1 pseudogene is annotated in these 432 nt (G+C 75.0%); it reads right to left on the reverse strand.

Annotated elements, in window-relative coordinates:
- A pseudogene (locus K3888_RS17515) lies at positions 1-266 on the reverse strand (hypothetical protein); the annotation flags it as partial.
- Between the last annotated feature and the right edge of the window lie 166 nt (positions 267-432).

The raw sequence follows: 432 nt of genomic DNA on the forward strand, positions 1-432 counted from the left end.
CCGCCCTGCTCTGGCGGCGGGACGGGAGCCTGCGCGCGCCACGGACCCCTCGCCTGCGCCGGGGCCGGGCCGGCAGCGGGCGTCACCTCGCGTGGTGGGGCGGCCGCGGCCGTCTCCCCCGGCCCCTGCGGCGATGGCGCCGCGGCTGGGGTGCCGAGCGCCGACAACCCCGCACGGATCTCAGCCACCTCGCCGGCGATCCGGCCCAGGCGGGCGTCGAGATCGGCCAGTGCTCGCTGAACGTGGTCAGGCTGTTCGGGGTTCACCCCTGAATCTTCTCCCGAGCCGCGCCCGGCGTCTACGGGATAGTGCCGGCAAGGCACACGTCAGCCGCCGGGGCCGAGCCCAGCAGTGAAGATCGCGAGCGCGGCCAGATCGTCGCCGGTCAGTCCCGGATAGCCGTGAATCATCTCGCGCCATCGCGTCGGGAAC

Source organism: Dietzia aurantiaca, from assembly GCF_021033825.1.
GTDB classification, from domain to species: Bacteria; Actinomycetota; Actinomycetes; order Mycobacteriales; family Mycobacteriaceae; genus Dietzia; species Dietzia aurantiaca.